Origin of the sequence: Pseudomonas sp. EGD-AK9, assembly GCF_000465935.2 — a bacterium.
Lineage (GTDB): Bacteria > Pseudomonadota > Gammaproteobacteria > Pseudomonadales > Pseudomonadaceae > Aquipseudomonas.
In genome coordinates this window covers 1-18,845 of the sequence record NZ_AVOF01000451.1, presented here as the reverse complement: position 1 = coordinate 18,845, position 18,845 = coordinate 1, and the positions used below count along the sequence as shown (strand labels likewise).

At 66.7% G+C, this 18,845-nt stretch carries 18 protein-coding genes and 2 pseudogenes; 10 read left to right on the top strand and 10 right to left on the bottom strand.

The window, feature by feature from the left end; all coding sequences use genetic code 11:
- The 3 genes from N878_RS18465 to N878_RS18455 all read left to right on the top strand — a co-directional run.
- Nucleotides 1-919, top strand: a 919-nt coding sequence (locus tag N878_RS18465; protein ID WP_021445061.1) for a GNAT family N-acetyltransferase, incomplete at its 5' end; no start/stop codon positions are given.
- 464 nt (nucleotides 920-1,383) lie between these two features.
- Nucleotides 1,384-2,868: a sodium/proline symporter PutP gene (gene putP, locus N878_RS18460; protein WP_031303466.1), complete on the top strand. Its 1,485-nt coding sequence runs from the start codon at nucleotides 1,384-1,386 to the stop codon at nucleotides 2,866-2,868.
- Between the two features lie 212 nt (nucleotides 2,869-3,080).
- A complete protein-coding gene (locus N878_RS18455) occupies nucleotides 3,081-3,299 on the top strand; it encodes a VF530 family DNA-binding protein (protein ID WP_021445059.1) in 219 nt (72 codons plus the stop codon).
- A gap of 40 nt (nucleotides 3,300-3,339) precedes the next feature.
- On the opposite strand, the gene N878_RS18450 is transcribed toward N878_RS18455, so the two are convergent.
- The gene (locus tag N878_RS18450) at nucleotides 3,340-6,438 is read right to left on the bottom strand and encodes a transglycosylase domain-containing protein (RefSeq protein ID WP_021445058.1); all 3,099 of its coding nucleotides are present in this window, start codon (nucleotides 6,436-6,438) and stop codon (nucleotides 3,340-3,342) included.
- A 144-nt stretch (nucleotides 6,439-6,582) separates the two neighbouring features.
- Here N878_RS18450 and N878_RS18445 point away from each other — a divergent pair, with 144 nt between their 5' ends.
- Genes N878_RS18445 through N878_RS18430 form a run of 4 tightly spaced genes read left to right on the top strand, consistent with a single transcriptional unit; the run spans nucleotide 6,583 to nucleotide 8,928 of the window.
- Complete coding sequence (locus tag N878_RS18445) at nucleotides 6,583-7,263, top strand: bifunctional 2-polyprenyl-6-hydroxyphenol methylase/3-demethylubiquinol 3-O-methyltransferase UbiG (protein ID WP_031303464.1); 681 nt, start codon at nucleotides 6,583-6,585, stop codon at nucleotides 7,261-7,263.
- A gap of 2 nt (nucleotides 7,264-7,265) precedes the next feature.
- On the top strand, nucleotides 7,266-7,685 hold the full coding sequence (locus tag N878_RS18440; RefSeq protein ID WP_021445056.1) for a VOC family protein: 420 nt from the start codon (nucleotides 7,266-7,268) through the stop codon (nucleotides 7,683-7,685).
- Nucleotides 7,669-8,088 (top strand): VOC family protein, encoded by a 420-nt coding sequence (locus N878_RS18435; protein WP_031303463.1) that lies wholly within the window; start codon nucleotides 7,669-7,671, stop codon nucleotides 8,086-8,088. The genes N878_RS18440 and N878_RS18435 overlap by 17 nt, the downstream gene beginning before the upstream one ends.
- 18 nt (nucleotides 8,089-8,106) lie before the next feature.
- Nucleotides 8,107-8,928 (top strand): aldo/keto reductase, encoded by an 822-nt coding sequence (locus tag N878_RS18430; protein ID WP_031303461.1) that lies wholly within the window; start codon nucleotides 8,107-8,109, stop codon nucleotides 8,926-8,928.
- 14 nt (nucleotides 8,929-8,942) lie between these two features.
- On the opposite strand, the gene N878_RS18425 is transcribed toward N878_RS18430, so the two are convergent.
- Genes N878_RS18425 through N878_RS18415 form a run of 3 tightly spaced genes read right to left on the bottom strand, consistent with a single transcriptional unit; the run spans nucleotide 8,943 to nucleotide 12,212 of the window.
- Nucleotides 8,943-9,515, bottom strand: a complete 573-nt coding sequence (locus tag N878_RS18425; protein ID WP_021445053.1) for a lytic transglycosylase domain-containing protein — start codon at nucleotides 9,513-9,515, stop codon at nucleotides 8,943-8,945.
- A gap of 7 nt (nucleotides 9,516-9,522) precedes the next feature.
- The gene (locus N878_RS18420; protein ID WP_021445052.1) at nucleotides 9,523-10,476 is read right to left on the bottom strand and encodes a hypothetical protein; all 954 of its coding nucleotides are present in this window, start codon (nucleotides 10,474-10,476) and stop codon (nucleotides 9,523-9,525) included.
- A gap of 20 nt (nucleotides 10,477-10,496) precedes the next feature.
- A complete protein-coding gene (locus N878_RS18415) occupies nucleotides 10,497-12,212 on the bottom strand; it encodes a proline--tRNA ligase (protein WP_021445051.1) in 1,716 nt (571 codons plus the stop codon).
- 144 nt (nucleotides 12,213-12,356) lie between these two features.
- On the opposite strand from N878_RS18415, the gene N878_RS18410 reads away from it, so the two are divergent.
- Nucleotides 12,357-12,764 carry a PaaI family thioesterase gene (locus tag N878_RS18410; protein ID WP_031303460.1) on the top strand — a complete coding sequence of 136 codons (408 nt, stop codon included), beginning with the start codon at nucleotides 12,357-12,359 and terminating at the stop codon, nucleotides 12,762-12,764.
- Between the two features lie 80 nt (nucleotides 12,765-12,844).
- Here N878_RS18410 and N878_RS18405 read toward each other — a convergent pair whose 3' ends face one another.
- A complete protein-coding gene (locus N878_RS18405) occupies nucleotides 12,845-14,155 on the bottom strand; it encodes an OprD family porin (protein ID WP_021445049.1) in 1,311 nt (436 codons plus the stop codon).
- Between the two features lie 670 nt (nucleotides 14,156-14,825).
- On the opposite strand from N878_RS18405, the gene N878_RS18400 reads away from it, so the two are divergent.
- A complete protein-coding gene (locus N878_RS18400) occupies nucleotides 14,826-15,257 on the top strand; it encodes an HIT domain-containing protein (RefSeq protein WP_021445048.1) in 432 nt (143 codons plus the stop codon).
- Nucleotides 15,254-15,460: a SlyX family protein gene (locus N878_RS18395; protein WP_021445047.1), complete on the top strand. Its 207-nt coding sequence runs from the start codon at nucleotides 15,254-15,256 to the stop codon at nucleotides 15,458-15,460. Before N878_RS18400 ends, N878_RS18395 begins: the two co-directional genes overlap by 4 nt.
- Before the next feature lie 164 nt (nucleotides 15,461-15,624).
- On the opposite strand, the pseudogene N878_RS29100 reads toward N878_RS18395, so the two are convergent.
- From N878_RS29100 to N878_RS18375, 5 genes and pseudogenes are all read right to left on the bottom strand, one after another.
- A pseudogene (locus N878_RS29100) lies at nucleotides 15,625-15,843 on the bottom strand (cold-shock protein); the annotation flags it as partial.
- Nucleotides 15,844-15,942: 99 nt separating this feature from the next.
- A pseudogene (locus N878_RS29830) lies at nucleotides 15,943-16,254 on the bottom strand (cold shock domain-containing protein membrane protein); the annotation flags it as partial.
- A gap of 171 nt (nucleotides 16,255-16,425) precedes the next feature.
- Nucleotides 16,426-17,493, bottom strand: a complete 1,068-nt coding sequence (locus tag N878_RS18385) for a GGDEF domain-containing protein (protein WP_021445045.1) — start codon at nucleotides 17,491-17,493, stop codon at nucleotides 16,426-16,428.
- Between the two features lie 97 nt (nucleotides 17,494-17,590).
- Nucleotides 17,591-18,061, bottom strand: coding sequence for a Dps family protein (locus N878_RS18380; RefSeq protein WP_021445044.1), 471 nt, complete (start codon nucleotides 18,059-18,061; stop codon nucleotides 17,591-17,593).
- Nucleotides 18,062-18,195: 134 nt separating this feature from the next.
- Nucleotides 18,196-18,845 (bottom strand): SDR family oxidoreductase (locus N878_RS18375; protein ID WP_021445043.1); only part of this gene is annotated, 650 nt, incomplete at its 5' end.

Below are 18,845 nucleotides of genomic sequence, written 5' to 3'. Positions count from 1 at the left end.
CCTCAAGCAGCATTCCTACGGCGAGTACGTGTTCGATCACGCCTGGGCCGACGCCTGCCGCCGCGCCGGCATCGTCTATTACCCCAAGCTGCTCGGCGCGGTGCCCTTCTCCCCGGTCGGCGGCGCGCGCCTGCTCGGCGATCCGCAGGCCGCCGGGCAACTGCTCGACGCCCTGGCCGCTGGCCTGCCCGAAGAGGGCCTGTCGAGCCTGCACATCAACTTCACCGCACCGGCCTGCGACGCCCTGCTGCAGGGCCGCGCCGGCTGGCTGGAACGCCTCGGCTGCCAGTTCCACTGGACGAACCGCGGCTACCGCGACTTCCAGGACTTTCTCGAGGCGCTGAGTTCGCGCAAGCGCAAGCAGCTGCGCAAGGAGCGCGAGCAGGTGGCGGGGCAGGGCATCGACTTCGACTGGCGCCAGGGCGGTGAGCTGAGCGAGGCGGACTGGGACTTCGTCTACCAGTGCTACGCCAACACTTACCAGGTGCGCGGCCAGGCGCCGTACCTGACGCGCGCCTTCTTCAGCCTGCTGGCCGAACGCATGCCCGACGCCATCCGCGTGGTGCTGGCGCGCCGGCGCTCGCGTCCGGTGGCCATGGCCTTCAGCCTGCTCGGCGGCGGCTCGCTCTACGGCCGCTACTGGGGCTGCCTGGCCGAGTTCGACCGGCTGCATTTCGAGACCTGCTTCTACCAGGGCATGCAGCTGGCCATCGACCAGGGCCTGGCCCGTTTCGATGCCGGCGCGCAGGGCGAGCACAAGCTGATCCGCGGTTTCGAGCCGGTGATCACTCGCTCCTGGCATTACCTCTGCCATCCCGGCTTGCGCGCCGCGGTGGCGGATTTCCTCGCCCAGGAACGCCCCGGCGTGCTGGCCTACGCCGAGGACGCGCGGCGCTACCTGCCCTATCGCCAGGGCTGAGGGCGGTGGCGCTGGCCGGCTCGAACGGCCGTTCGCCGGAAGTTCCCCGGGCTGGAGCTTTCTGTAAAAACTCCAGAGCTTTTTGCAAGAAGCCCGCGCCGCTCTGCCACTAAATTCCGCCCTTCACTTTTCGTCACGACCGTTTTCCGGCCGCGCCCATTGGTCAGACCAGCGATGCTGAGCTAGACCGATAACAGTGGCCAGCACGGTGGTGGCGCGATTCGGTGGCCGCAGGCGTCAGCCAGGGAGGTCAGGGAGGGTGCCCAGGCACTTGCCGATGCAGTGACGATGCGGTGGAGATCCCACAGCGCCGGTTTCTGCCCTTGCCTGTGCCCGCCAATGCGCCGGTGCGACGAGTGACAGAGAGCGGAGCCCGGCACTCGCCACGAGCGGGTGCGTTTTGCCATTCAGGGCATGGGCGGTCGCCGATGCCCGATAACAACAAACGAGAGGGGAGCCCCCCAATGACAGCTAGTACTCCAATGCTCGTCACCTTCGTGGTGTACATCGCAGCCATGGTGCTGATCGGCCTGGTCGCCTATCTGCGCACCAAGAACCTTTCCGACTACATCCTCGGCGGCCGCAGCCTCGGCAGTTTCGTTACCGCGCTGTCCGCCGGTGCCTCCGACATGAGCGGCTGGCTGCTGATGGGCCTGCCGGGCGCCATCTTCATCGCCGGTATCTCGGAAAGCTGGATTGCCATCGGCCTGGTCATCGGTGCCTACCTCAACTGGCTGTTCGTCGCCGGCCGTCTGCGCGTGCAGACCGAGCACAACGGCAACGCCCTGACCCTGCCGGACTACTTCACCAACCGCTTCGAAGACAACAGCCGCATCCTGCGCATCTTCTCCGCCGTGGTGATCCTGGTGTTCTTCACCATCTACTGCGCCTCCGGCGTGGTCGCCGGTGCCCGTCTGTTCGAGAGCACCTTCGGCATGAGCTACGAGACCGCACTGTGGGCCGGCGCCGCCGCCACCATCGCCTACACCTTCATCGGCGGCTTCCTCGCGGTGAGCTGGACCGACACCGTGCAGGCCACGCTGATGATCTTCGCCCTGATCCTCACCCCGATCGTGGTGCTGATCGCCACCGGCGGCGCCGATGCGACCTTCGCCGCCATCGAGCTGAACGACGCCACCAACTTCGACATGCTCAAGGGCGCCACCTTCGTCGGCGTGATCTCGCTGATGGCCTGGGGCCTGGGTTACTTCGGCCAGCCGCACATCCTGGCGCGCTTCATGGCCGCCGAGTCGGTGAAGGCCATTCCGGCCGCGCGCCGCATCTCCATGACCTGGATGATCCTGACCCTGGCCGGTGCCGTGGCCGTCGGCTTCTTCGGCATTGCCTACTTCGCCGCCCACCCGGAACTGGCCGGCCCGGTTGCCGAGAACCCGGAGCGGGTGTTCATCGAGCTGTCCAAGCTGCTGTTCAACCCCTGGATCGCCGGCATCCTGCTGTCCGCCATCCTCGCCGCGGTGATGAGCACCCTGAGCTGCCAGCTGCTGGTGTGCTCCAGCGCCCTGACCGAGGACTTCTACAAGGCCTTCCTGCGCAAGGATGCCAGCCAGCTCGAGCTGGTCTGGGTCGGCCGCGCCATGGTGCTGCTGGTGGCGCTGATCGCCATCTGGCTGGCCGCCAACCCGGAAAACCGCGTCCTGGGCCTGGTGTCCTACGCCTGGGCCGGCTTCGGCGCCGCCTTCGGCCCGGTGGTGATCCTCTCCCTGGTGTGGAAAGGCATGACCCGTAACGGCGCCCTGGCCGGCATGCTGGTCGGTGCCACCACGGTGATCGTGTGGAAGAACTGGATCGGTCTGGGCCTGTACGAGATCATCCCGGGCTTCATCCTCGCCACCCTGGCCATCCTGATCTTCAGCCGCATCGGCAACGGCCCGAGCAAGGCGATGCTGCAGCGCTTCGACGAAGCGGAGAAGGAATACCAGTCGGTCTGATCCCCTGGCAGTGACGACACAGGCGGTGGTTGCCTCGGCAACCACCGCCTTTTTTATGCCTGCGCAGGAAACGGTAGGCGCGGTCTCATACGCCCATGGGGGCCTCGGCGAGGCCGCAGTCACACCGCTTCCCGGGACCGGATCGGCTTTCGTTGTCGGCCGCCTTTGGCTAAGGTGGCATCCCCCGTTCCCCGATCCCGTACAGGTTGCCCATGACCGCGAAAGACCCGCTCCACGGCCTCACCCTGCAGGCCATCCTCAGCGCCCTGGTGGAGCGTCTCGGTTGGGAGGGGCTGGCCCGGCATATCGATATCCGCTGTTTCAAGCACGAGCCGAGCCTCAAGTCCAGCCTGGCCTTCCTGCGCAAGACGCCTTGGGCGCGGGCCAAGGTCGAGGCGCTCTATCTGCAACAGTTCCAAGACCGCCCCTAGGCGCGAGCCGCGTCGGCAAGGCGGGCGGCGCGATGAGGCGTCACCGCCAGCTGATCTGCGGCGCGCTCTGCGGCGCCTGGCACAGGGTGGCGCTGCCCGGCTCCAGGTAGGGCGCGAGGATCGGCGCCATGCCCTTGAGCACCTGCACCGGCAGCGCCGAGGTGAAGGTGAATTTCTCCGCCTCGCGGCCGGGGACGAAGGCGGTGAGGGTGCCGTAGTGGCGCGGGCCGAGGAAGAACACGAAGGTGGCGGTGCGGTTCATCGCCCGCGAGCTGAGCACCCGGCCACCGGCGCCGACGCTCTCGATGCGGTTGTCGCCGGTGCCGGTCTTGCCGCCGAGGGTCAGGCTGCGCCCGTCCTGCAGCAGGAAGCTGCCCTGCAGGCGCCGCGCGGTGCCGCCCTCGACCACCTGCGACAGCGCACCGCGCAGCGCCGCGGCGACTTCCGAGGACATCACCCGCTTGGCGCCGCGGGTATTGCGCTCGACGCGCGTCTCGTAGGGGGTAGCGGCGGCGAAGTGCAGTTCCTCGATGCGCAGCACCGGCTGGCGGATGCCGTCGTTCTGGATGATGCCCATCAGCTCGGCCAGCGCCGCCGGGCGGTCGCCGGAGCTGCCGATGGCGGTGGCCAGTGACGGCACCAGATGGGCGAAGGGATAGCCGAGGTTCTGCCAGCGCCGGTGGATGTCGGAGAAGGCCTCCACCTCCAGCATGATGCGGATACGGCTGTCGCGGGCGCTCTTGTGCCGGCTGCGGAACAGCCAGCCGTAGACCTCCTGGCGCTCGTCGACGCTGGCGGCGACGGCGTCGCCGAAGCCGGCCTGGGGGTTCTCGATGAGAAAGCCCAGCAGCCACAGCTCCAGCGGGTGCACCCGGGCGATGTAGCCCTGGTCCGGCAGGCTGTAGGCGCCGGGGCCGTAGTCCAGGTAGAGGCGGGCGATGCGCTGGTCGGTCAGTTTCTCCTGCGGCACCTGGGCACGCAGGAAGGCGGCGAAGGTGGCCTCGTCGGCCTGCGGCATCAGGTAGCGGTGCACCGCGGCCAGGCGGACCGAGGTCTGCCGCAGGCCGCTGAGGAAGGTTTCCAGGCGCTGCTGCTCCGCCTGGCCCTGGTACTTGCGCCAGAAGCGCAGGAGGAAGGTGCGCCCCTCGCGGTCGGCGAAGCTGCGCAGGTATTCCTCGCGGCGCGGGTCCTTGTCGTCCTTGAGCAGCTCGGCGCTGCTCTGGTAGGTGCTGTAGCGCACCAGGTCGCGCATCAGGCGGATGAACGGCAGGTTGATCGACTCGCGCAGGGACTCGCGCAGGGTCGGGATGCGGCCGTTGTCCTCGCGGCGGAAGTTGCCGAAGGTGTGCAGGCCGCCGCCGGTGAAGAAGCGTTCGTGCGGGCTGGCGGAGTATTTGCGCTCCAGCGCCGCGTCGAGTATGGCCGGCAGACTGGCGCCGGGGTTGCCGCGCAGGTAGTCGATCGCCCAGCGGCTGAGGTTGTCCTGTGGGGCTATGTCCAGCGCGCGCAGCTCCTCGACGCTCTTGCCGGCATGCCGCTGGTGCAGCTCGGCGATCATATCCAGGTAGGTGGCCAGCACCCGCAGCTTGGCGGTGGAGCCCAGCTCCAGCTTGCTGCCCTCGTTGATGTCGAACGGCTGGTCGGTGCTATCGGTCTGCACCCGCACCCGGCTGCCGGTGGCGGTGCGCTCGAACAGGGTGAAGCTGTAGCGCACCTCGGCGGTCTTTTCCGGCGACAGCAGGCGCTCGCCGAACAGGCCGATCTGCCCGGCGAACTCCGGCTCGGCCAGGCGCTGCAGGTAGGCGCTGGCCTGCTGCTGCAGGTCGCGCTGCAGGGTGCTGCGGGCGGCCAGGTCGAGGCGGTCGAGGTCGTACAGCGGCATGCCCAGCAGGTTGGACAGGCGCGAGCGGGCCACGCTGATGCCCTTGTCGCTCTCCACCGGACGCAGGTTGGGTTCCAGCTGCCAGTCACGGTAGCGCAGTTTCTGCGCCAGGGCGGCGTCGCGCAGGGCGCCGTCGATCAGCCCGCCGCCGGCCAGCAGGCGGATATGGCTGTCGGTCAGCGCCTCCATCTCCTTGCGGCCCTGGGCCAGGTAATAGGACGGGCGGCGCTGGGCGATCATCAGCGACAGCACCTGGCGCAGCGCCAGGCCGCGCTCGGCCAGGCTGGCCTCGGGCGTACGGGCCGGGTCGAGCAGGGCGTTGCTGCGCTCGAAATCGGCGCCGTACCAGATGCGCAGGCCGTCGGCCAGGCCGTGCACCTCGCCGTGCCCCGGCGCGGCGGACAGCGGCACGCTGTTGAGGTAGTCGCGCACGATGTTCCGCCGCGCCTCCAGGGTCTGCGGGCCCTGCTGATAGGCGCGCACGCTGGCGGAAATCATCTGCCGCAGCTTTTCCCCGGCCGACAGGGTCAGGCCGTCGGGCGAGTGGCGGTATTTCTCCAGCTGGGTGGCCAGGGTGCTGCCGCCGGCGGACTGATCCTGCACGTCGAGCAGCTTGCCCAGCTGCGACAGCGCCGCCATGGCGAAGCGCGGCCAGTCCACCGCCGGGTTGGCCAGCGGCTGCTCGCTGTCGAGCAGGTGACGGTTCTCGATGAACAGCAGGCTGCCCACCACCAGCGGCGGGATGGCGGCGAAGTCGGCATAGCCCTGCTGTGGGTAGCGGAACTGGTAGAACGGCGTGCCGCGGCAGTCGGCGATGCTCAGGCCGCTCTGGCTCTTCTCGACGAACGGCGGGAAGAAGCCGCGGCGGCTATAGGCCATCAGCGCCGGGGAAAAACGCGCCTGCTCGCTGATCAGGAAGTCGCGCTGCTGCAGGCGCTCGAGCATCAGCGGCAGGTAGGCGTAGCCCTGGCGCTTGTCGAACGGCCCGTCGCTCGGGTAGACGATGGCCGGGCTCGGCCCGGGCTCGACGCGATAATTCAGGCTGGCGGCGTAGCGGCTCAATTCGCGGGCCTGGAAGTGCGCACTGCGCAACTCGAAGGCGAGCAGGGCGGCGGCGAGCAGCACCAGCAGCGGCACCAGCAGGTAGGGCAGCAGGCGCCAGCGCCGCGACGGCGGACCCGGCGTCGGTTCGGTCGCCGCGATAGCGTCCGACGCAAGGTCGCGCTGCTGAGGATCGGATTGCCATAATGCGCCCATAATCCACCGGCCTGGCCTGTCAGCTCACGGAAATCCCCCGGGTGAGCGCCGCCAGAAGGCGGGTCACCGCGTTTGCCTGATATCAGCTTAGACGCTGGCGCAGCGTCTAGAATCCACTCCACCGCAAAAATGCAGGAAATCGCCATGCAGCGCGATCATCGAGAACAGCTTCAGCAGAGCTGGCAGGCCAACGCCGATGCCTGGGCTGCCGCGGTGCGCGAGCAACGCATCGAGAGCCGGCGGCTGGTCACCGATGCGGCGATTCTCCAGGCGGTGCTGGCCCTGGCGCCCAAGCGGGTGCTGGATATCGGCTGCGGCGAGGGCTGGCTGTGCCGTGGCCTGGCCGAGCACGGCATCGAACCGGTCGGCGTGGATGCCTCGGCGCCGCTGATCGAGGCGGCCCGCGCCGCCTGCGATGGACGCAGCCAGTACCGGGTCTGCGGCTACGCCGAGCTGGACAGCCAGGCCGAGGCGCTGGGCCGTTTCGAGGTGCTGGTGTGCAACTTCGCCCTGCTCGAGGAGCCGCTGCAGCCGCTCCTGCACAGCCTGCACGGGCTGCTGGCGCCGGGCGGCAGCCTGCTGATCCAGACCCTGCACCCCTGGCGCGCCAGCCACGGCGAGGCCTATCGCGACGGCTGGCGGGTGGAGGACTTCGCCGGTTTCGGCGAGGGCTTCCAGGCCCCCATGCCCTGGTTCTTTCGCACCCTGCAGTCCTGGCTGACGCTGATCGGCGAGACCGGCTGGCGCCTGGAGTGGCTGCAGGAGCCGCTGCACCCGGAGAGCGTGCAGCCGGTATCGCTGCTGTTGCTGCTCAAGCCGCTCTGAGCATGGAGTTGTTGCTGAACCTCGACGTGCCGGACCTGGCGGCGGCCGAGGCCTTCTATACCCGAGCGCTCGGCCTGCGCGTCGGGCGCCGGTTGTTCGCGGGCAGCGTGGTCGAGCTGCTGGGGGCCGCGGTGCCGCTCTATCTGCTGCACAAGGCGGCGGGCAGCGGGCCTTTCGCCACGGCGAGGACGGGGCGCGACTATGGCCGCCACTGGACACCGCTGCATCTGGATGTCGTCGTCGACGACCTGGACGTCGCCCTGGCGCGGGTCCTGGCTGCCGGCGCGCGTCAGGAGGGCACGATCAGCGAACAGGCCTGGGGCCGGCTGGCGTTGTTCAGCGACCCCTTCGGCCACGGTTTCTGCCTGCTGCAATGGCGCGGCGACGGCTATGCGGAGGTGTGCGATGAAAGAGTGCAATGACGGTAACCGATTGATTCCCTGCCTGCGTTACCGTGATGCCCCGGCGGCAATCGACTGGCTGTGCCGGGTGTTCGGCTTCGAGGCGCAACTGGTGGTACCCGACGCGCAGGGCGGTATCGCCCACGCCCAACTGCGCCGGGGGCACGACCTGCTGATGCTCGGCTCGCCGGCCGACTCGCCCCACGGCCGGCGCATGCGCCAACCGGACCAGGCCGCTGGTTGTACCCAGTGCCTGTACCTGGTGGTGGAGGACGCCGATGCCCTGTATGCCCGGGTTCAGGCGGCCGGGGTGGAGGTGGTCATCGAGCTGCGCGACGAGGACTATGGTGGGCGCGGCTTCACCTGCCTGGATATCGAAGGGCATCTGTGGAGCTTTGGCACCTATGATCCCTGGCGGTCATGAACAGGAGGAGCAGTGACGATGCGTACGCTTGAGTTGGCCGGCACCCGGGTGCCGGTGATCGGCCAGGGCACCTGGCACATGGGCGAGGATCGCCGCCAGCGGACGCGCGAAGTGGCGGCCCTGCGCGAAGGCCTCGAGCTCGGCCTGCGGCTGATCGACACCGCGGAAATGTACGGCGAGGGCGGCGCCGAGGAGGTGGTCGGCGAGGCCATCGCCGGGCGCCGCGAGCAGGTCTTTCTGGTCAGCAAGGTCTATCCGCACAACGCCAGCCGCCAGGGCGTGCAACAGGCCTGCGAACGCAGCCGGCGGCGCCTGGGTTGCGAGCGCATCGACCTGTACCTGCTGCACTGGCGCGGCCAGCACCCCCTGCAGGAGACGGTGGCGGGCTTCGAGCGCCTGCGCGAGCAGGGCAAGATCGGCGCCTGGGGCGTGTCCAACTTCGATCTGGACGACCTGGTCGAGCTGGACGAGGCGGCTTGCGCCGCCAACCAGGTGCTGTACAACCTCGAGGCGCGCGGCATCGAGTACGACCTGCTGCCCTGGCAGCGCCGCGCCGGCATGCCGCTGATGGCCTACTGTCCGCTGAGCCAGGCCGGCGCCCTGTTGCGCGAGCCGGCGCTGGGCGAAGTCGCCGCGCGGCATGCCGCCACGTCGGCCCAGGTGGCGCTGGCCTGGACCCTGCGCCAGGGCGGGGTGATCGCCATTCCCAAGGCCGTGGAGGCCGCGCACCTGCGCGACAATGCCGCGGCGGCTGCGCTGGTGCTGAGCGAGGACGATCTGGCCCTGCTCGACGCGGCCTTTCCTCCGCCGCAAGGCAAGCAGGGCCTGCAGATGGTCTAGGCGCAGGGCGCGCGCTAAGGCTTGACGTACCAGTAGTCGTACCAGAAGCCCATGACCTTGGCCGGGTATTTCAGCTGGCCGAGGCTGCCGTTGTAGCGGGCCAGGGCGCGGCTGAGGTTGCCGTTCTCGCGCTTGAGGTAGTAGGCCAGGATGGTGCAGCCGTAACGCAGGTTGGTGGCGTTGTCGGTGAGGTTGTCCTGCGGCCGGCCCAGTTCGGCCTTCCAGAAGGGCATCACCTGCATCAGCCCCTGGGCGCCCACCGAAGAAATGGCGAAACGGTCGAAGTGGCTCTCGGCGTGGATCAGGGCGATCACCAGGTCCGGACGCAGCCCGGCCTTGCTCGCCTCGGCGTGCACCAGGCGCAACAGCGTCAGGCGCTGCTGGTCGTCGGGGATATAGCGGGTCAGGCGGGTGGACATGTCCAGCAGCCAGACCTCGGCATCGAAGCGGTCGGCAAAACTGTCGGCCTGGCTCACCGTGCGTTGCAGCAGTTCGCGCAGTTCCGGCTCGGGCGCCTGGCGCAGGTTGGCCTCGGCGGCACTGACGGCCAGCAGCAGCGCCGCCAGCAGCAGTCGAGGCAGGGGCACAGGCGCCTCAGTTCACCACGGGATCGGCGGCCAGGCGGCCGGCGTCTTCCAGCAGGGCCTTGAGGAAGGCTTCCTGCAGTTCCGGGTCGTTGCGGGTCAGTTCGATCAGGCTCTGCTCCAGCTCGCTGGCTTCTTCTTCCAGGCCCAGGTCGGACAGGCGCTTGACTCGGTGCACCCACTGCGCCACGTCGTCGTCCTCGAGGTCATCGAAGATCAGGTCGTGGGCCTCGCGCAGCTTGCCGCGCAGGGTGTGGCTGACCAGCAGGCTGGCCTCGGCGCGGGTCTCGTCGCGGTCGTCCTCGACGCTGAGCAGGAGCATGCCGAGGCGGCCGATATCCTGTTCGGTAAAGGGGCTGTCCAGCAGGTTCAGGCGCAGCACGCCGCTGCGGTCGGTGAGCAGCTCGAAGCTCTGCTCGCCGGCCAACACCCGCACCGGACGCTCGGCCCAAGGCAGGCTGGAATATTCCATGCGGCGATCCTGCTGGACCTCTTCGATGCTCGCCAGGTTCTGCTCGGCGCGGCCGTTGGACTCGACGTTCATGAAGGGGTTGAGCCCGGCCATGCCGTAGCTGATCCAGTCGCGCGTCGCGCTGTCCGGCAGGCTGCCGAGCAGTACCACGTTGAGCACGTTGGCGCCGATCCCGGCGACCACCGCCACCGCGCCCAGCGGCACCTCGTACAGCTCGCGCCAGGGCTGGTAGGGGGTGTAGCGGTCGTAGCGGCGGGTGACCTCGAAGGCGGTGACCTCGAAGTTCTTCTGATCATGCACGCGCACCCGGCGCTGGGGCAGTTCCAATACCTTGGGTTCGCCCACGTCGATCTGCAGCTGGTGATCCAGCAGTTTGCGTTCGACGCGCTCCTCGTGCTCGCTGCGCTGCGGCAGCTGGTTGGCGCAGCCGCTGAGGAAGAGGGCGCCGCACAGGGCGGCGCCGATGAGGCGAAGGCTGTTGCTCGTGTGCATGATGTCTCGGTGCGGCGTGATCAGCGGCTGATACGGGCTTGCAGGAAGGGCAGGATGTCGGCCAGCGGCACGGCCTGGGCTTCGGTCTCGGCGCGGCTCTTGTATTCCAGGTTGCCGTCGGCCAGGCCGCGGTCGCTGACTACCACGCGGTGCGGAATGCCGATCAGCTCCATGTCGGCGAACTTGATGCCGGGGCTGGTCTTCTTGTCGCGGTCGTCCAGCAGCACCTCGAAACCGGCGGCGGTCAGCTCGGCGTAGAGCTTGTCGGTGGCCTCGCGGACCTGCTCGGTTTCGTAGCGCAGCGGCACCAGGGCGATGTGGAAGGGCGCCAGGGCGTCGTTCCAGAGGATGCCGCGCTCGTCGTTGTTCTGCTCGATGGCCGCGGCCACCACGCGCGATACGCCGATGCCGTAGCAGCCCATGGTCAGGGTGACCGGCTTGCCGTTCTCGCCCAGAACCTGGCAGTTCATCGCCTCGCTGTACTTGGTGCCGAGCTGGAAGATATGCCCGACTTCGATGCCGCGCTTGATCTCCAGGGTGCCCTGGCCATCCGGGCTGGGGTCGCCGGCGACCACGTTGCGCAGGTCGGCCACCGCCGGCAGCGGCAGGTCGCGCTCCCAGTTGACGCCGAAGTAGTGCTTGTCTTCGATGTTGGCGCCGGAGGCGAAATCGCTCATCAGCGCCACGCTGCGGTCGACGATGCAGGGGATCGGCAGGTTGACCGGGCCCAGCGAGCCGGGGCCGGCACCGATGGCGGCGCGAATCTCGGCTTCGCTGGCCATCTGCAGCGGGCTGGCGACCTGCTCCAGGTTGGCGGCCTTGATCTCGTTGAGCTCGTGGTCGCCACGGACGATCAGCGCGATCAGCTTGCCTTCCTCGGCAGCGTGCACCACCAGGGTCTTGATGGTCTTCTCGATGGCCAGGCCGAAGCCCTGCACCAGGGCGTCGATGGTCTTGGTGTCGGGGGTGTCGACCAGGCGCATCTCTTCGGTAGCGGCGCCGCGCGCTTGCTCGCGCGGGATGGCTTCGGCCTTCTCGATATTGGCGGCGTAGTCGGAGACGTTGCTGAAGGCGATATCGTCTTCGCCGGACTCGGCCAGCACGTGGAACTCGTGGGAGCCGGTGCCGCCGATGGAGCCGGTGTCGGCCTGCACCGGGCGGAAATTCAGGCCCAGGCGGCTGAACACGTTGCAGTAGGCCTGGTGCATGCGGTCGTAGGTTTCCTGCAGCGAGGCCTGGTCGGCATGGAAGGAGTAGGCGTCCTTCATGATGAACTCGCGGCCGCGCATCAGGCCGAAGCGCGGGCGGATCTCGTCGCGGAACTTGGTCTGGATCTGGTACATGTTGATCGGCAGCTGCTTGTAGCTGTTCAGCTCGTTGCGCGCCAGATCGGTGATCACTTCCTCATGGGTCGGGCCGACGCAGAAGTCGCGCTCGTGGCGATCCTTCAGGCGCAGCAGCTCGGGGCCGTACTGCACCCAGCGGCCGGACTCCTGCCACAGCTCGGCCGGCTGGATGGCCGGCATCAGCACTTCCAGGGCGCCGGCGGCGTTCATTTCCTCGCGCACCACCTTCTCCACCTTGCGCAGCACGCGCAGGCCCATCGGCAGCCAGGTGTACAGGCCGGAGGCCAGCTTGCGGATCATGCCGGCACGCAGCATCAGCTGGTGGCTGATCACCACGGCATCGGAAGGGGTTTCTTTCAGGGTCGAGAGCAGGAACTGACTGGTACGCATGTTTGGCCGTTCTGTCGGTTGCTAGGGCTTGGAATAGGGCGGCATTGTACGGTGCCTGTACAGTGGCGTACAGGACGGGGCGCCGGCAGACCGGCCGCGTGCCTGCGCAACGACGACGATAAGCGGGAGGTCGAGGTGGCGGGATTGACTGCGGGGGAGGTTCAGGCGCTGATTCGCGCGGGGCTGCCGATGGCCGAGGATATCGATCTGCACATCGACCGGCTGGACGGCGAGAGCGTGCTGGCGCGGGTGCCCTTTCAGGCCAAACTGGTGCGTCCGGGTGGCACCCTGTCCGGGCCGACCATCATGGCCCTGGGCGATGCGGCCATGTACGCCATGGTGCTGGGCCGCCTGGGGCGGGTGGAAATGGCGGTGACTTCTAACCTCAATATCAACTTCCTGGTCAAGCCCAGGCCGGTGGACCTGCTCGCCGAAGCGCGCATCCTGCGCCTGAGCCGCCGCCAGGCGGTGTGCGAGGTCTCGCTCTATTCGGCGGGCAATGAGGACGAGTTGGTGGCGCATGTAACGGGCACTTACGCGTTGCCGCTTTGAACGCTTCGGTTAATTGAAGTGGCAAGAAAAAGCCCGGCGAATGCCGGGCTTTTTCAACTAGCTATCGAATAACGCAGGAGTTACAGCACTTCCAGCGGGTATTCGACGATCAGGCGGAAGTCGTTCAGGTCGGAGCCGTATTCAGCGTTCTGTACGCTGTTGGCGCGCCAGATGGAGCTGCGGATGCGGAACGACAGGTCCTTGGCTGCACCTTCCTGAACGACGTACTTGGTTTCGAAGTTGAACTCGTGTTCTTTACCTTCTTCATCGAAACCTTCGACGTCGATATTATCGCCGTAGATGTAGCGAGTCATGAAGCTCAGGCCCGGTACGCCGTACTCGGCCATGTTCAGGTCGTAGCGAGCCTGCCAGGAACGCTCGTCCTTGCGGTCGAAGTCGGAGTATTGAACCGAGTTGGCCAGCCAGATGGTGCCGCCGCCGTCCACGCCATAAGCATAGGCGCTGTCGCCGGAGGAGCGCTGGTGAGCGACGGTGAAGGTATGGGCGCCCAGCGAGTAAGCCGCTGCCAAGCTCCAGATCTTGTTGTCGACTTCGCCCGACAGTGCCTGGCCGTCATCCCTGGTACGGTAGCCGTTGAAGTCGAAGTTCAGGGCCTGATCTTCTGCCAGCGGCAGGTTGTAGTTCAGGTTGATGTACTGCTTCTTGAAGTGATCTTCGATATCGGAAGCGTGAATGGCGCCGCTGAAGTTGTCGGTGAAGCTGTAGCTGGCGCCAACGATATTGGCTTCGGTCAGGGCGAAAGTGTCGCGATCGGTGCTGACCTGGCTGCTCATGGCGGTGAAGCGACCGGCGGTCAGCTCCAGGCCTTCGATTTCGTTGCTGGTGATCAGGGTGCCGGTGGTGGTTTCCGGCAGGATACGGCTGTCGTCGGTGCTGAACACAGGGCTGGCGGTGAACATGTTGCCGTGCTTCAGGACGGTGTCGGAAACGCGGAACTTGATAGCGCCGCCGACTTCGGTCTGAGTGTCGTCGCCACGGCCGTCGTCGGTGGTGTCGAAAAGGCCATTGCTGTGGCGGCCGCGGCCGCTGTCGAGCTTGATGCTGCTCAGGGAGTGAGCGTCGAAACCGACGCCTACGGTGCCTTGGGTGAAGCCGGATTCGTACAGCAGGCGGATACCCAAGCCGGTTTCTTCGCGGTAACCCTTTTTGTAGGGAGCGGAATCTGCTTCGCCATCGGCGTCGCTATCAACGGTAGGGATGTTGCCACCGCCATTGCGGAAATCGCGGTTCATGTACAGAACGCGATTGAAGATGTTGAAGCTGCTGTCTTCAATGAAGCCTTTGGATTCGGACTGGCTGGACGCCACTGCCATTTGGGAAGTGCCCGCGGCTACTGCCAGGGCGATTACGCTCCACTTCATCACTTGCATCGTGATTGCTCCTTTGGTTTAGAAGAGTTGCGCTGCCCATCTAATTATTGTATGGGCGGCTCTTTCTTTTTGTGTCGGCGCTAACTTATAGCACGCAGCCAATGTTGGCGATAGTTGCAATCTATTCGTTGCGATTTCTTCACAGCAGTGTCGCAAAGGCTTATGAAGGATGTCGCAAATCTGTAGTTCTGCACTTGCGTCCCGTGGCGCCGACTGGTTTCGCGGTTTGAGGTGCCGGATACCGCTGTTATTGACCCGCTGCGCGGCGTGCCGAGCATTGCCCAAACCGATAGCAAAAGTCGTGCTCAAAACCCCAGTTCGGCGTTAAAAGCTCGCTTTTGCCGGCGGCCAGGGGCGCTTTGGTCCAGGCCGAGCCGGCTCCGCCGCGGGTTCGCCGTGGCCGCGTCGACGCTTTGCGGCGAAGGCGGGGGAGGCGCCTTGAGGCCCTTGGCGGCCGCATCGGAAGCCACGTGCGGTAACGTGCGGCGGCGATTATTACGGTAGGAAACAAAATGGTGCACGCCTGCGGTGCGCGTCGCGACGAACCGCCTTGCGCTGGTGCGTGGCGGCGGGGTGAATTGTCGCCGCCGGCCGCGTATGCTGCGCGCCCAGTGCGCCGAGCTGGTCCGGCGCTAAGCTTGGTTGATGGCTTGATGCGAGGAGAGTCGCCATGTTCGTCCTGGATTCGCGTTTGCAGCAGGACTGCCTGCTGATCGGGGACTTCCCCCTGTGTCGTCTGTTGCTGATGAACGATGCCCACTACCCCTGGTTCATCCTGGTGCCGCGGCGTGAGGAGGTCAGCGAGTTGTTCCAGCTGGATGCCACCGACCAGACCCGGCTCTGGCAGGAAACCACCCTGCTGGCCGAGAAGCTCAAGGACACCTTCGCCGCGGACAAGATGAACGTGGCGACCCTGGGCAACCTGGTCAGCCAGCTGCACATGCACGTGATCGTACGGCGTCGCGAGGATGCCGCCTGGCCGGCGCCCGTCTGGGGGCGGCAGCCGGCACAGCCCTACGCCGAGGACCAGGTGCAGCAACTCAAGGACAAGCTGCGCCTGGTGCTGACCGAGGATTTCCAGTTCGCCGGAGAGGTGGCATGAGCCTCGAGGCGCGGGTCATGGAGCTGGAGAGCCGCCTGGCCTTCCAGGACGACACCATTCAGGCGCTGAGCGACGAGCTGGTCGAGCAGCACAAGCGTATCGAGCGCCTGCAACTGCAGTTGGCGGCCCTGGCGCGGCGTCAGGAAGAGTTGCACGGGCAGGCGGGCGTCGCCGAGGACGAGGCGCCTCCGCCGCACTATTAAAGAAACTCTGAATAGCCGTCATTCCCGCGCAGGCGGGAATCCAGAACCTGCGTAGTCCCTGGGCTCCCGCCTTCGCGGGAGTGACGATAGATGGCTTTTTCAGAATTTCCTTAAGGCCACAAAAAAGCCCGCGATGATCGCGGGCTTTTTTGTGGCTGCGAGGTTCAGCGCCGTGCGGGCGCGGCGGCGATCACGTCTTCGGCCTGCAGGCCCTTGTCGCGCTGCATCACCGAGAACTCTACGCGCTGACCTTCGACCAGTACGCGGTGGCCTTCGCCGCGGATGGCGCGAAAGTGCACGAAGATGTCTTCGCCCGAGTCGCGGGAGATAAAGCCGAATCCCTTGGAGGTGTTGAACCACTTGACCGTGCCGGTTTCGCGGTCGTCCTGCTCGCTGGTCGCGGCGTGCTGACCAGGTTGCGCGCGCGGGCTGCGTTGACTGCTCTGGCGCGGTTGCGGGCGCAGCTGGCTGGTCAGGTGCAGCAGGGTGGCGACGACGGCGATCAGCAGACTCAGCCAGATGGCGGGTTGGCCGCCGATATTCGGCAGAGGCGCGAGCAGGATCAGGCCCTGAACCACGGCGGCGAGGATCAGCAGGGCCGATGCCAGGCCCTGCAGCTGCTGGCGGGCTGCGCCGAGGTTGAGCGCTTGCTGCGGCGCGAGCAGCAGGTTGAGCAGGCCGATCAGAGCCAGGTAGGACGCGTCGGGGGTGGCGAGGAATGTGCCGGAAAAACTGGGAACGGCAGACAGCAGCAGGGCGGCAAACCCTGTCACAAGATGGGCAATCTTCAACATCTTCGATGAACTCACTGATTGAATGACGACTTAGGGTGCTGCGGAGGCGGCAAGTTCGCCGTGGCCAGCTGGACGGCCATGGCGCGCGCCGATGTATTGCGTCGCGCGCGCCGCAGGACAAGAGCGCGGCGCGCGGGGCGTATTTAACAGCAAAGGCAGGGGCTTCTCAAATCAAGCGCTTAGCATGCTTTCGCCGGCAGCGGGGTGAACCTGGTTGCGGCCACTGCGCTTGGCCTGATAGAGCGCGTCGTCGGCGCGGGTGAGCAGGGCCTCGAGGGTGTCGCCGGCTTCGGCCAGGGCGAAACCGAAGGAGGCGGTGATGCTGTCGAGCACCTGGTCGGTGCGGCGCACCTTGACCCGCAGGGCCTGGATCTTGTGGCGTAGCTGCTCAGCGAAGTTGCGCACGCCGGCGAGGTCGGTGCAGCCGCGCAGCACCACGCAGAACTCCTCGCCACCGTAGCGGGCGGCGAAGGCGCGCGGCGGCAACAGCTCGCGCATCAGCTGGCCGACGTGCTGCAGCACGCGGTCGCCCAAGGGGTGGCCGTACTGGTCGTTGAACTGCTTGAAGTGGTCGATATCGAGAATCACCAGGGCCAGGCCCTCGTGCGATTCGTTCAGTGCCTGCTCCAGCAGGCGGGTGAAGGCGTGGCGGTTGAATACGCGGGTCAGGCTGTCGAGGGTGGCGGCCAGGTGCGCGCGCTCCAGCTGGCTGCGCAGGTGCTTGATCTCCTCCTGGGCGGCGCGCAGGCGATAGAGGAATTTTTCCTGCTGATCCTGCATCAGCTGGGTGCTTTCCTGCAGCTCGCTGAGCACGCTGGGCAGGTCGTCGATGATCGGCTCCTGCAGGGCGCTGAGTCCGTGATTGAGACTGTGCTGGTAGTTCTGGCTGCCGATCACGCTGCGCGAGACGTCGCCTTCGATGTCGTCGACCAGCTCGATCACTTGTTGCTGACCGGCGCGCGCCTCGTCCAGTTCGGCGCGGATGATGTAGTCGCGAAACAGCTTGACCGCGGTATCCGGCGGGAAGACGTCGAAATCTTCCACGGCCTTGTCCAGGCGGCGGTTGAGTTCCGGCTCGCTACCCTTGCTGTAGGTGTACCAGAGGGCGTAATGCACCGGGTTGGGGGCGATGGCGTGGCGCATCATCAGCGGCACCGCCTGTTTCAGCAGGGTCGCCGCTTCGCGGGTGTCTTCCGGGTAGAGCTCGAGAATGCTGGGGGATTTGGGCGGCTGACTCATATGCGTCACGAAACTCGGTGGCGAATGGCCAGAGCATAGAACAGGCGGGGGGCGACTGCCTAATGAAAAGGCCCGGATCACCGGGCCTCGGGGCGGGTCATGCGGCGAGCAGGCTGCGCAGCATCCAGGCGGTCTTCTCGTGCACCTGCATGCGCTGGGTCAGCAGGTCGGCGGTGGGTTCGTCGCTGACCTTGTCCAGCAGCGGGAAGATGCCGCGTGCGGTGCGCACCACGGCCTCCTGGCCCTGCACCAGTTGCTTGATCATGTCCTCGGCGCTGGGCACGCCTTCCTCTTCCTTGATCGACGACAGGCGCGCGTAGGCGGCGTAGGTGCCCGGCGCCGGGAAACCCAGGGCACGGATGCGCTCGGCGATGGCGTCGACCGCCAGGGCCAGCTCGTTGTACTGCCCCTCGAACATCAGGTGCAGGGTGTTGAACATCGGGCCGGTGACGTTCCAGTGAAAATTGTGGGTCTTCAGGTACAGGGTGTAGGTGTCGGCCAGCAGGCGCGACAGGCCTTCGGCGATGGCGGCGCGATCCTGTTCGGCGATTCCGATATTGATTTCCATAGGGTTTTCTCCTCTCAGGTGAGCCCGGGGTGTCGATCCCCTAGTGTTGGGCGGAGCCTAACACGGGACCACTCGGGGCAATCTTGGCTTATGTCAATGAAAGCTATGTTTAGAAGCTATCGATAACTTGCGGTTCACTTTTTATGCAGAAGCTTGGCCAGCAGCCTGGGGTAGGCCGCCGGCAGCAGGCGTTGGACACGGTCGAGAAGGCGCGCGTCGCTGCCGATCAGGATGCGCGGCTGGCCGGCCTTGATCCCGGCGACTATCGCCTCGGCCGCCTGCGCGGCGCTGGTGCGCGCGAGCTTGTCGAAATTGTGGGCGGCGCGCTCGGCGTCCTGCGAGCCGTCGATGCCACGGTAGAAGCGCGCGGAACGGGCGATATTGGTCTTGATCCCGCCGGGATGCACGCAACTGACCGTCACGCCGCGGCAGGCGACCTCCTGGCGCAGGGCCTCGGTGAAGCCGCGCACGGCGAACTTGCTGGCGTTGTAGGCGCCCTGGGTCGGCAGGCTGATGATGCCGAAGATGCTCGACAGGTTGACGATGTGCCCGCTGCCCTGTCGCAGCAGGTGCGGCAGGAAGGCCTTGCTGCCGTGCACCACGCCCCAGAAGTTGATGTTCATCAACCACTCGAAGTCGTCGTAGCCGAGCGCCTCGATGGTCTGCGACACGGCGACGCCGGCGTTGTTGACGATCAGGTCGGCGCCGCCATGTTCGGCCAGCACGCGGTCGGCGAAGGCGTAGACCGCCGCGCGCTCGGCGACGTCCAGGGCGTGGCAGCTGA